Origin of the sequence: Pseudomonas sp. W22_MBD1_FP4 (assembly GCF_052113765.1) — a bacterium.
GTDB lineage: Bacteria > Pseudomonadota > Gammaproteobacteria > Pseudomonadales > Pseudomonadaceae > Aquipseudomonas > Aquipseudomonas sivasensis.
Window position 1 is genome coordinate 205,025 of sequence record NZ_JBGQOI010000010.1, and the last position, 11,559, is coordinate 216,583.

Annotated in this window: 9 protein-coding genes; 6 read left to right on the forward strand and 3 right to left on the reverse strand. The window is 61.7% G+C overall.

The window, feature by feature from the left end; all coding sequences use genetic code 11:
- Window positions 1–5: 5 nt before the first annotated feature.
- Window positions 6–1,370: an MFS transporter gene (locus ACEN2T_RS15410; protein ID WP_032889731.1), complete on the reverse strand. Its 1,365-nt coding sequence runs from the start codon at window positions 1,368–1,370 to the stop codon at window positions 6–8.
- Between the two features lie 65 nt (window positions 1,371–1,435).
- On the reverse strand, window positions 1,436–2,320 hold the full coding sequence (locus ACEN2T_RS15415; protein WP_095184427.1) for a Dyp-type peroxidase: 885 nt from the start codon (window positions 2,318–2,320) through the stop codon (window positions 1,436–1,438).
- Window positions 2,321–2,458: 138 nt separating this feature from the next.
- Here ACEN2T_RS15415 and ACEN2T_RS15420 point away from each other — a divergent pair, with 138 nt between their 5' ends.
- Both ACEN2T_RS15420 and ACEN2T_RS15425 read left to right on the forward strand, forming a co-directional pair.
- On the forward strand, window positions 2,459–4,075 hold the full coding sequence (locus ACEN2T_RS15420; protein WP_032889737.1) for an NADP-dependent glyceraldehyde-3-phosphate dehydrogenase: 1,617 nt from the start codon (window positions 2,459–2,461) through the stop codon (window positions 4,073–4,075).
- 23 nt (window positions 4,076–4,098) lie between these two features.
- Window positions 4,099–5,160 carry an FUSC family protein gene (locus tag ACEN2T_RS15425; RefSeq protein ID WP_442116950.1) on the forward strand — a complete coding sequence of 354 codons (1,062 nt, stop codon included), beginning with the start codon at window positions 4,099–4,101 and terminating at the stop codon, window positions 5,158–5,160.
- Between the two features lie 167 nt (window positions 5,161–5,327).
- On the opposite strand, the gene ACEN2T_RS15430 is transcribed toward ACEN2T_RS15425, so the two are convergent.
- The gene (locus ACEN2T_RS15430) at window positions 5,328–6,086 is read right to left on the reverse strand and encodes a TetR/AcrR family transcriptional regulator (protein ID WP_032889739.1); all 759 of its coding nucleotides are present in this window, start codon (window positions 6,084–6,086) and stop codon (window positions 5,328–5,330) included.
- Between the two features lie 359 nt (window positions 6,087–6,445).
- Here ACEN2T_RS15430 and ACEN2T_RS15435 point away from each other — a divergent pair, with 359 nt between their 5' ends.
- The 4 genes from ACEN2T_RS15435 to ACEN2T_RS15450 are packed head-to-tail and all read left to right on the forward strand — an operon-like array spanning window position 6,446 to window position 11,039.
- A complete protein-coding gene (locus ACEN2T_RS15435) occupies window positions 6,446–7,153 on the forward strand; it encodes an ABC transporter ATP-binding protein (protein ID WP_032889741.1) in 708 nt (235 codons plus the stop codon).
- Window positions 7,150–8,349, forward strand: coding sequence for an ABC transporter permease (locus ACEN2T_RS15440; protein WP_032889744.1), 1,200 nt, complete (start codon window positions 7,150–7,152; stop codon window positions 8,347–8,349). Before ACEN2T_RS15435 ends, ACEN2T_RS15440 begins: the two co-directional genes overlap by 4 nt.
- On the forward strand, window positions 8,342–9,805 hold the full coding sequence (locus ACEN2T_RS15445; protein WP_032889747.1) for a TolC family protein: 1,464 nt from the start codon (window positions 8,342–8,344) through the stop codon (window positions 9,803–9,805). The genes ACEN2T_RS15440 and ACEN2T_RS15445 overlap by 8 nt, the downstream gene beginning before the upstream one ends.
- Window positions 9,795–11,039, forward strand: coding sequence for an efflux RND transporter periplasmic adaptor subunit (locus tag ACEN2T_RS15450; protein ID WP_095184426.1), 1,245 nt, complete (start codon window positions 9,795–9,797; stop codon window positions 11,037–11,039). The genes ACEN2T_RS15445 and ACEN2T_RS15450 overlap by 11 nt, the downstream gene beginning before the upstream one ends.
- Window positions 11,040–11,559 lie beyond the last annotated feature (520 nt).

Genomic DNA, 11,559 nt, shown 5'->3' on the forward strand with positions numbered 1-11,559 from the left:
CCCCGTCACGTCTTTTTCCCATAGGGCAGCAAACGCAAACCGCTGGCCACGCTGCCCACCAGCGCAAATGCACAGCCCAGCCACAACGCAGAGTGCGGGCCGCTGGCCATGAACAGGTGGAAACACAACGCCACCAGCGAGGCGCCCAGCGTCTGCCCCAACAAGCGCGAAATCGCCACGATGCCACTGGCCCCGCCGCTGCGCGCCAGCGGTGCACTGGTCATCAACGCCTTGAGATTGGGCGACTGGAAAAAACCAAAACCGGCGCCGCACAAGGCCATGCGCCAACCGATATCGAAGGCCGACGCGCCGGTGTCCAAGGTCGCCAATGCGGCCATGCCCAGGCTCAACATCAGCAGGCCGATGCCGCACAGCAGGCCCAGGGACACACGGTCGGCCAGGCGCCCGGCGACCAGTGCCATCACCGCCACCACGGCAGGCCACGGCGTCATCAGGAAGCCGGTTTCCACCTGGCTATGGCCGAGCACTGCTTGCAGCAGAAATGGCAGCGACACGAAGGCCAGGCCCTGGGCACTGAAGGCGCAGATCGCAGTGAGAGAAGACAAGGCAAACACCGGCCGCTTGAACAGGTCCAAGGCGAGCATCGGCGCCGGATGACCGGCCTGGCGACGCAGCAACAAGGTGCCGCACAGCAGCGCCACGGCAATCAAGCCCAGGGTCAGTGCGCCTTGAGCGCCGTGCACCGCTGTGCCAAGGCCCAAGACCAACAAGGCGAACAAACCGGCACATAACAATGCCGCCAGCCGGTCAAACGCGTGCCCGGTGATGGGGAGGATGGGCAGTGAACGCACGCCGAGTGCCAGGGCCAACAGCCCCAGCGGCACATTGATCAGGTACAGCCAGTGCCAGGTCGCCACTGACAGGATCGCCGACGCGGCGGTCGGCCCCAAGGTAAAGGCCAACCCCACCACCAACGAGTTATAACCAAGGCCGCGCCCAAGCATTTTCGACGGGTAGATATGCCGCAGCAACGCCGTGTTCACACTCATGATCGCCGCCGCCCCCAGCCCCTGCACCACCCGCGCAGCCGTCAGGGTCTCCAGCGAACCGGCCAACCCGCAAAACAGCGACGAGACGATAAACAGCAGCAACCCGCCAAGGTACACACGGCGATGCCCCAGCACGTCACTCAGCGACGCAAACGGCAGCACCGTGGCAATAATCGCCAACTGGTAGGCGTTGACCACCCAGATCACCGAGGCGGAATCGGTACCAATCCCTTCGGCCAGTGTCGGCAGTGCGGTGTTGACGATGGCCGTGTCCAACGTCGCCATGCCGATCCCCAGGGAGATCGCGATCACGGCAGGCAGGCGTTTGTTGAGAGGCAGGCCATCGGCGGCAGAAGACATGAACGATCCACGCGGGTGATAAGGCTGCCAGATTAAGGGCAGCGCTGATTTTTTTCAGCCGCGGATCAGTTGCCTGTCGACAATTTCATGTTCGCCAGCGCGCTCAGGTCCAAATGCCCGCCTATAACCGGCGGGCACCAGTAGTAACCACCGGTCAACGGCGTGCTGATGCGGTACAACCCGTCGACAATCCCATCTTCCAACCCGCTCATGCGGCGCAGTTGTGCTTCGAAAGCATCGAACGAGTGGCCGAACGCGAGGAACATCAACCCCGCCTGACCGTTCTCGGCCCATGGCATCGAGCGGCGTACCACGAAGGCTTCCGGGGTAAAGCTTTCCTGGGCGGTGCGTTTGGTGTGGGCGGATTCGGGGGCGTCGTCCAGCTCTTCGTTGTCTCCATGGCGGCGGCCGATGATGTGGTCGCGCTCCTGGGCGGGCAAGGCGGCGAAGCCGTCGAGATCGTGCTGCCATTGCTGGATCGCAGCGAAGCTGGCGCCGCTGTCGGTCAGCGCGGCGTCAACGGCGGCGTCGTCGTGGGGGTTTTCGGTGCCGTCTTCATAGTCGGTGAGGTCAAAACCGGTCTTGTAGCGAAAGCCTTCGGTTGACTGCACCAGGCCAAACGCCGGGGCCAGGGCCTTTTCATAGGCACGGCTGCGCAACAGCAGTTCACCGCGATCCACACCGTGCAGCCACACCCACAGTGCCTGCTGGGTGGACGGATTATTCGCACCCGGGCCGCTGACAGCCGGGAATGGGCGCAGACCATCGATGTGCGTGCCCAGTGCATTTACCAGCGGTTCACCAAAACCGACCACTGCCGCCGAATCCACCAGTTGCACCAGCGCGTCCAACGCGGCCGGTACGGCTTCAAGGGTTTGCACGGCAAAAAACAGATGGCGTGCCTGCAAAGGCACCGGTGCGGCAAGAATGCCCGGCTGGTAGTGACTCATGTGAACTCCTTCAAGAAAGGCGCGCAGTTTACCCGCCGTACGTCATCGTGCGTAGGAGAAAGCGCGCAAGCCTTGCCATAGAGCCCTCTGTTGGGTGACTCTCTAGTCATGTTTTGAAACTATTCCAGGGGTAGCGACATGACCACCAGCAACCTGCTCGCCCAGCTGTTTCCAACGTCCGTGGCCGATATTCCCGAGCAATTCCGGCTTGAAGCGCCCATTGAACAGCGTGATTACCTGGTCGATGGCCAGTTGCAGGTGTGGAACGGCCCGCTGGCCCAGGTGCAGAGCCCGGTGCAGTTGGGCGACAGCCGTGTGGTGATCGGCAGCACGCCGCTGCTGGACGCCGACACCGCCCTCACCGCCCTCGATGCCGCCGTGCGCGCCTACGACCGGGGCCAGGGCGAATGGCCAACCATGCGTGTGGCGGACCGTATCCAGCATGTCGAAGCGTTTTTGCGCCGTATGCGCGAACAGCGCGATGCCGTGGTCACGCTGCTGATGTGGGAAATCGGCAAGAACCTCAAGGACTCGCAAAAAGAGTTCGACCGCACCTGCGACTACATCACCGACACCATCAATGCCCTCAAGGAACTGGACCGTCGCAGCAGCCGCTTCGAACTGGAACAGGACACCCTCGGGCAAATCCGCCGCGTACCGCTGGGTGTAGCGCTGTGCATGGGCCCCTACAACTACCCGCTCAATGAGACCTTCACCACGCTGATCCCGGCGTTGATCATGGGCAACACCGTGGTGTTCAAACCGGCCAAGCTCGGCGTGCTGCTGATCCGCCCGCTGCTGGAAGCGTTCCGCGACAGCTTCCCGGCCGGAGTGATCAACGTGATCTACGGCAGTGGCCGTGAAACCGTCAGCGCGCTGATGGCCAGCGGCAAGATCGATATCTTTGCGTTTATCGGCACCAACAAGGCCGCCAGCGACCTTAAAAAACTGCACCCCAAGCCGCACCGCTTGCGTGCTGCACTGGGCCTGGACGCGAAAAACCCCGGCATCGTGTTGCCCGAGGTGGACCTGGACAATGCCGTCAGCGAGGCCGTCACCGGTTCGTTGTCGTTCAACGGCCAGCGCTGCACCGCGTTGAAAATCCTGTTTGTGCATGAGGATGTGGTCGACAGCTTTATCGAGAAATTCAACGCCAAGCTGGCGACACTCAAGCCCGGCATGCCATGGGAAGACGGCGTGTCGCTGACGCCGCTGCCGGAAGTGGGCAAGGTGGATTACCTCAATGATCTGGTGGCCGATGCTCAACAACACGGTGCCCAGGTGGTGAATGCCAACGGTGGCACCAGCCGTGGTTCGTTTTTCTACCCGGCCGTGCTGTACCCGGTGAACCCGCAGATGCGCGTGTACCACGAAGAACAGTTCGGCCCGGTGGTGCCGATCGTGCCTTACCGCGATCTGGAGACGGTGATCGAGTACGTACTCGACTCGGACTTCGGGCAGCAATTGAGCATCTTCGGCACCAACGCCGTGGCAGTTGGGCGTCTGGTGGACACCTTTGCCAATCAGGTTGGCCGGATCAATATCAACGCCCAGTGCCAGCGCGGGCCGGACACGTTCCCATTCAACGGGCGCAAGAACTCGGCCGAAGGCACGTTGTCGGTACATGACGCCTTGCGGGTGTTCTCGATCCGCACCCTGGTGGCCACCAAGTTCCAAGAGAGCAACAAGGCGCTGGTCAGCGACATCCTGCGCAACCGCGATTCGAGCTTCCTGACCACCGATTACATTTTCTAGAGGAACGCGAGCAGTTGATTAACCTGCATTTGCCTATGTTTGCCCGGCGCCTGCTGCGTCCGTTGCTCGACCCGTACCGTCGCTATCGCCATGCCAAGCTGATCCACGCCGTGCGCGTGTCCATTGGCTTGCTGGCGACGATCCTGCTGACCACCGGCATCAACCTGCCCCACGGTGAGTGGGCGTCGGTGACCATGCTGATCGTGATCGGCGGTTTGCAGCACCACGGCAATATCGGCAAGAAAGCCGTGGAGCGCGCCTACGGTACTTTGATCGGCGCCAGCGTCGGCTTGCTGCTGGTGGTGCAACAGGCCTACTTCGGTCTGCCGCTGTTGACCTATTTGCTGATGTCGGTGGTGTGCGGGTTCTTTTCCTATCACGCCATCGGCAAGGGCGGATACATCGCCCTGCTGTCGGCGATCACGGTGTTTATCGTCGCCGGCCACGGAGACAATCCGATCTCGGATGGTTTGTGGCGCACGGTCGATATCCTGATTGGCATCGTGCTGGCCCTGGCGTTTTCCTTCGCCCTACCGCTGTATGCCGTGTACTCGTGGCGCTACAACCTGGCCAGTGCTTTGCGCGACTGTGCGGCGATTTACAGCAGAATCATCAACGGCCAATCGGTCACTGATGATGAACACCTCAAATTGTTGAACCGTTTGAACGCCGCGATGGTGCAACTGCGCTCGCTGATGCCGTCGGTGTCCAAGGAAGTGCGCATCTCCATGACCGAGCTGGACACGATCCAGCGGCATCTGCGCATGTGCATCAGCACCCTGGAAATTCTCGGCAACACGCGGCCGGACCCGCGTGATGAACAGGCCACTGCGCGCATGCAGATGATGTTGAAGGCTGAGCACCGGCAGATTCGTGTGCAGTTGGTGGGGATGGCGCGGGCGCTGAAGTCAGGGGTGACAGAGCGGTTGGAGCGGCCAAGCCATGCCGGCGTGAGCGAGCCGGCGCTGGATACGCCGGTCTACAGCGCGTTGGACGGTTATCGGTTGCTGACGGTGCAATTGGCGGCGAATGTGGATGGGATGCGCCAGCGGCTGGCTAAGAGCGCCGGGCGCTGGAAGATCTAGAAAGCTGGTCCGTTGACGTGTACCCAGCATCTACACCTTCACACTTTCTCCTACATATTTTTCACGTTTTATTCACATCCCGGGACGTAGGGTGAAGCCTCATCCGTTACAAACGTTGCACATCAAGCCCGCCGCCCCAGCGGGCTTTTTTTTGCCTGGGATTTGACTTAACGCGAGGCCTTGGCAGCGGGCGCGGCCGCTTGTTCACGAATGGCACGCTGGGTATCCAGCACCTTCGCCAACGCGGTTTCCGCTTCCGGGCTTTGCTGCGGCACACGAATCGCCGCCGAGACCAAGGTGATCAATTTGGCCATCACTTCGGCATCCGTCGCCGGGCGGCCCAGGCTCATGGAATTCATCAGCAGGCGCAGTTCGGTGCCGGCCATCACCCCGGAAATCGCCTTGAGGGCAAATTGCAGGCGCACGCCCAGCTCATTGCGCGGCAGATCCGGCAAGGCCAGGGCGAACGCTTCGAAGAATCGCTGGAACACCGGCTGGTAATGCACCTTGAGGTATTCCTGGATGAACGGTGAGGTGTCGCTGTACACACGACCCAGGAAACGGATGAACGAACGCCCTTCCCCACTCGCACTGGCCGGATCGCTGCGCTCCAGGCCCATGGCCGGGGCGAACAGCACGCCTAGGAGGGTATCGCAATCGAGTGGGCCATCAGACTCGGCTTCACAACGAGCCAGCAGTTCCAGGCGCTGCTCATTGAGCGGTTCCAGGCGCTGCATCAGCAGGGTTTTCATCAGGGAATCCTTGTCCCCGAAGTGGTAGTTCACAGCGGCCAGGTTCACTTGGGCTCGCTCGGTAATCTGCCGTAACAACACTGCGTCATAACCGTACTTAATAAAGAGCGCCTCTGTCGCATCCAGCAATCGAGTCTTGGTAATGTTTGGAGCGCTGAGTTTCTTCGCGACCATAAAGGGTTCCACGGCGGAAATATTGTTTTAAAAAATAATTTGATTTTTTATACCGGGGCGGCCGTTCGAAAGCAAGTGGGGATACACCGCCATACGATTCAAAGCCTTGGCCAGCGGGCATTTTGAGGGTGATCCGGACAATTTTGGCGGCCCCTCACACCGTCTTATGTAATCGTTTCAAAGGGTAAAACCGCTCTACATCCATGGCTGGCGAAGCGCTGGGAACACGGTTAGTATTCAAACAATATTTTAAAAACAAGAAATAAAACCAGTCCGTGACGCGTACCTGACAACTCCCGAACTTGTTACAAGGATTTACCGGGGGACATGACGGCAGCGTCGAGACTGCAGGCGTAGTCATGATGACAGATACCCCCGCGCACCCAGGCTTGATCTCCCTGCAAGGCATCGGCAAACGCTATCAGTTGGCCGGGCAAGAGCTGTCCATTCTCAATGACGTGTGCCTGTCCATCACCCGCGGTGACAGCTGCGGCATTCTCGGCGCGTCCGGCTCCGGTAAAAGCACCCTACTCAATATTCTTGGCCTGTTGGACTTGCCCAACTGCGGCCAGTACCACTTTGCGGGCCACGATATTTTCAGCGCCACCCCGGATGAACTGGCGGCGATCCGCAACCAGCAGATCGGTTTTGTGTTCCAGAGCTTCAACCTGCTGCCGCGCCTCAGCGCCTTGGACAACGTCGCCTTGCCCCTGAGCTATCGCGGAGTGTCGCGCCATGAATCGGTGGAACAGGCCCTGCGCATGCTCGAACAAGTGGGTTTGGCCGATCGCGCTCACCATCGCCCCGCCGACCTTTCCGGCGGTCAGCGCCAACGCGTTGCTATCGCCCGCGCGCTGGTGGGCAAACCTTCGGTGATCCTGGCCGACGAACCCACCGGTAACCTCGACAGCAGCACCGCTCAGGACATCATGGACCTGCTGCTGGCGCTGAACCGCGAGCAACAGGTCACGCTGATCATCGTCACCCACGACGCGACTATCGCCGAGCGACTGGAACGCAAGATTCTGGTGCGCAACGGCGTGGTGCACGAGGTCGGTCGCCTATGAGCCTGCGGGTCGAACAGAGCCTCAGCCAATTGCTGCATGAAGCCTTCATCAGCCTGCGCACCCTTGGCAAGCGCTCGGTTCTGGCCCTCTTGGGCATCGTGATTGGCAGTTCGTCGGTGGTAGCACTGATCAATATCGGCCATAACGCGGCAGTGGATGCCGCGATGATTTTCAAGGACATGGGCACCGACACCCTGGTGGTGCAGTTCCCGCCCAAAGGCAACAACAATGTGCCGATGCGTACCCCACTCAACCTGCAAGCGGTGCGCGAGGCCGTGCCAGGCATCGCGCACATCGGCGCACTCAGCCTGTTCAGCGGGCCCATCGTGTTCCATGGCCGCACAGCCAACGCCAACTTCGTCGGCGGCACAGCGGAGATTCCCCAAACGATGCGCCTGGAACTGCGACAAGGGCGTTTTCTGTCGAGCTACGACGCCAACGAAACCTATGGCGTGATTGGCGACCAGGTCGCCCAGGCACTCGGCGCGCCGGGCGATCCCGTGCAACTGGGCGACCGGGTGCGCATCAACGACTACCTGTTCCTGATCGTCGGCATTCTGCACAACCAACCGCGGGCGATGCTGATGCCGGTGCAGGCCAACGAGTCATTGTTCATCCCCGCCGAAGGCATGCGCCGTATCTACGCCACGCCGCAGATCAGCAATGTGATCATCCGCGCCGCGCCCGGCCAGGACATGGAGCACATCGCCCGGGCAGCCGCCGACGCCTTGCAGACCCAGCTCACCGAACACACTGTCGACATTCAGGTGCCCCAGCAAATGATCGACGGCATGACCCGGCAAAGCCGCACCTTCGCCTACCTGCTACTGGCCCTCGGCGCGATTTCCCTGGTGGGCGGTGGCGTGGGGGTGATGAACGTGATGCTGATGAACGTCTCGGAGCGCCGCCGCGAGATCGGCATTCGCATGGCCTTGGGCGCTCGCCAGCGGGATATCCGCAACCTGTTCCTGCTCGAAGCCGTGACCCTCACCGCCGTCGGCGCGCTGTGCGGCGCGGTGCTGGGCATGAGCGCTGCCTGGCTCTACGCCTGGCTGTCGGGCTGGGAGTTCGCGCTGGCGGCTGCCGCCCTGCCCCTCGGCGTGGGCAGTACATTGCTGGTGGGTTTGTTCTTCGGCCTCTACCCGGCAGTTTCGGCCTCGCGATTGCAACCGGTGGAGGCCCTGCGTGATGAGTAAATGGCTCTGGTTGCTCGCGCTGATCAGCCTGCCCGGCGTGGCGGCCGATGTGGTCATCCGTCCCTCGGCCCCCAGCAGCCCCCGCAGCGTGTCGTTGAACGCCCAGGTCACCGCGCTGACCCTTGGCGACGCGGTGTACCTGGGCCTGCGCAACAACCCGGCAATCCGCAGCGCCTACCTGCAACGGGTGGCGCAGAAGTTCGACCTGCGGGTCGCTGAAGACGTGTTCAACCCCAAGCTCACCCTCAACAGCTATTACCGCGCCACCCGCGGTTCCCAGGACAGCGCACGCAACACCAACGTGGCGCCGGCCACCAGTTTGCTCAGTGAGTACGGCACCCGACTGAGCATGGGCTGGACCCAGCAACTGAACAACGCCGACCGCGCCGGCCGTTACCGCAGCGACGGCCTGGACCTGGCGATCATCCAACCGCTGCTGCGCGGTGCCGGCTGGGACGCCACCACCGCGCCGCTGCGCCTGTCGCGCCTGTCGGAACAGGCCAATCGCCTGAACCTCAAGGCCACCGTGGCGCAGACCATCAGCCAGATCATCGCCACCTACCGCGAACTGCTGCGCGCCCAGGAGCAACTGCTGATCGTGCAGGAAGCCCTCAAACGCTCCGACACCTTGCTGAACGTGAACAAGGCGCTGATCAGCGCCGGGCGCATGGCCGAGTTCGAAATCGTGCAGACCGAAGCCGATATCGCCACCCAGCAGTTGGGCGTGGAAGAAGCGCAAAACCAACTCGATACCAATCGCATGGCGCTGCTACGTCTGCTGGCCCTGGACCTGTCCACGCCGATTCGCGCCACCGAAGCCCTGGAGGCCAAGCCCATGCAGATCGACAAGCGCCAGGCCTTCACCCTGGCGCAAACCCAGCAACCGGAGTACCTCGCCGCCCTGCTCGGCAGCCAGCAGGCCGACCTCGACCTGGTGATCGCCAAAGACTCCGGGCGCTGGCAGGTGGATTTGGTGGCCGGCGCGAACCAGATTCGCGACAACTACAATAACGACGCCGGCAGCAGCAATAACCGCACCTGGGACAGCTACGCCGGGGTGCAGGTGCAGATCCCCATCGGCGACATCAGCACACGCCAGGCCGAAGTGCGTGCGCGGGTGAATGTGGAGGATCAGGAAATCCGCATCACCGACGCCCGTCAGGAACTGGAGCGCAGCGTCAACGATGTGGTGCGCGACCTCGGCACCCGTTGGCGCCAATATGAAATCTCCCAGCGTGCGGTGGAGCTGTCACGGCGCAAGATCGAGATCGAGCGTGAAAAGCTCAGTGCCGGACGTTCCACCAACTTCCAGGTGCTGAGTTTCGAGACCGACCTGCGCAACGCCGAAAACGCGCAGCTCAATGCACTGATCGCTTATTTGAACGCCCAGACCCAGCTCGACTTGACCCTGGGCATGACGCTGGAAAGTTGGGAAATCACCCTCAATGACTACTAATCGAAAACGCCTGCTGGGCGCTGTAGTGATCCTGCTGCTGGTCGGAGCGGGGCTGGCGTTGCGCAGTCCTGCTTCCAGTCCCGCCAGCACCGCCGAGCAATGGCTGGCCATAAAACCCGACCCGCTGGTGCACCAGATAGGTCTGGTGGGCAAGATCGAGCCCGACACCACCCTCATCCTCACCGCCCCGTTCGACGGCAACGTGCAGGCCAACCTGGTGGAACAAGGCCAACGGGTCGAGGCCGGTCAGGTGCTGCTGCGCATGGACCCGGCCACCCTCCAAGTGCAACTGCGCGACGCACTTTCCGCCCAGCTCAAGGCCCGGCGTACCGTGCAGGAGATGCAAGACTGGGAGAGCAGCCCGGCAGTCAGCCGTGCCCGCCGCAGCCTGCGCACCACCGAGATGAATGCCGGCAACACCCAGCGCAAACTCACCGAAAGCGACAACCTGTTCAAGCGCGGCATCATCCCGCGCAACGAACTGGACGAACTCAAGCAGCAAGCCCAGCAACAACAGCTGGACCTCGCCTCCGCCCGCAGCGAACTGCAACAGGCGCTCGATCAGGGCAAAGGCGAATACCGCCAGATTGCCGACATGGAACTGACCAACGCTACGGTGAAATACGAGGCCCTGCGCACGTTGCTCGAAGGCCAGGAGGTCAAGGCGCCGTTTTCCGGCATCGTGGTACCCGCGCCTGGCAATAACACACCCCAAGGCGGCGGCATTACCAACGCCCCCATCCAGGTTGGGAGCAAGATCAGCCAAGGCCAGGTGTTGTTCGGGTTGGCGAATATAGAACGGCTGAAAATCGTCGCCAAGGTCTCGGAGTTGGACATCAACCAATTGCATCAGGGCCAAGCGGTGGAGGTCATGGGCGATGGGTTTGATGGCGAGCGGCTGACTGGCTCAGTCAGCGTGGTCAGCGGGTTGGCGATGGCCAGTGACAGCCAGGGCAGTGCGCAGTTTCCGGTGACGCTATCGATCCCCAAGCTGACGCCCCAGCAGTTGCAGCGGGTGCGGTTGGGGATGAGTGCACGGTTGACCATCATCACCTACAACAATGCGCAGGCGATTGTGATTCCGAGCGAGGCGATCCAGGCAGATATGACGGTGGAGTATCGAGAAGCGATGGATAAGCCGGTGGAGCGAGTGAAAGTGACCACCGGGCAATCGACGGCGCAGGGGGTTGAGGTGTTTGGCCTCAAGCCTGGCTTTGTGAAGACCTCAAGATAAATGGAGATCCCTTGTGGGATGGCGGTGCGACGGTTCGACTTGCTCCCGATGGCGGTGTGTCAGTTTATGCAGCTGTGACTGACCCACCGCCATCGGGAGCAAGCCCCCTCCCACATTTGAAATGAGTTCAACTTAAGAGCCCGGTCGGCTCTAAGGCCACCACGCTCTTGCTTTTGATCTGAAATCGCCCCGTCAACCACGATGGCCGGCATTCCGGCCTTTACAAAAGTGACCCGTTGTAAGAGCGGGACCACTAGCCGCCTAGGCTCGGTGTGCACGCACTCAGGCTTGAATCCGTGGGCCACCGCGCTGGGCCATCCATGGCCCAGTGCGTCTAACCCGGCGTCCTGCCGAGTTAGCCACGGATTAAAGCCTGCGTTCGGCCAGCGTGTTTGACGGGGCGCCTCTGATCTATGGAGATCAAACTGTGGGAGGGGGCTTGCTCCCGATGGCGGTGTGTCAGTTTATGCAGCTGTGACTGACACACCGCCATCGGGAGCAAGCCCCCTCCCACATTTGG

Coding starts and splice junctions, on each gene's coding strand:
- ACEN2T_RS15440 (WP_032889744.1), top strand. CDS start 7,150: ATGAGCCTGCGGGTCGAACAGAGCCTCAGCCAATTGCTGCATGAAGCC.
- ACEN2T_RS15435 (WP_032889741.1), top strand. CDS start 6,446: ATGATGACAGATACCCCCGCGCACCCAGGCTTGATCTCCCTGCAAGGC.
- ACEN2T_RS15445 (WP_032889747.1), top strand. CDS start 8,342: ATGAGTAAATGGCTCTGGTTGCTCGCGCTGATCAGCCTGCCCGGCGTG.
- ACEN2T_RS15420 (WP_032889737.1), top strand. CDS start 2,459: ATGACCACCAGCAACCTGCTCGCCCAGCTGTTTCCAACGTCCGTGGCC.
- ACEN2T_RS15415 (WP_095184427.1), bottom strand. CDS start 2,320: ATGAGTCACTACCAGCCGGGCATTCTTGCCGCACCGGTGCCTTTGCAG.
- ACEN2T_RS15430 (WP_032889739.1), bottom strand. CDS start 6,086: ATGGTCGCGAAGAAACTCAGCGCTCCAAACATTACCAAGACTCGATTG.
- ACEN2T_RS15450 (WP_095184426.1), top strand. CDS start 9,795: ATGACTACTAATCGAAAACGCCTGCTGGGCGCTGTAGTGATCCTGCTG.
- ACEN2T_RS15410 (WP_032889731.1), bottom strand. CDS start 1,370: ATGTCTTCTGCCGCCGATGGCCTGCCTCTCAACAAACGCCTGCCTGCC.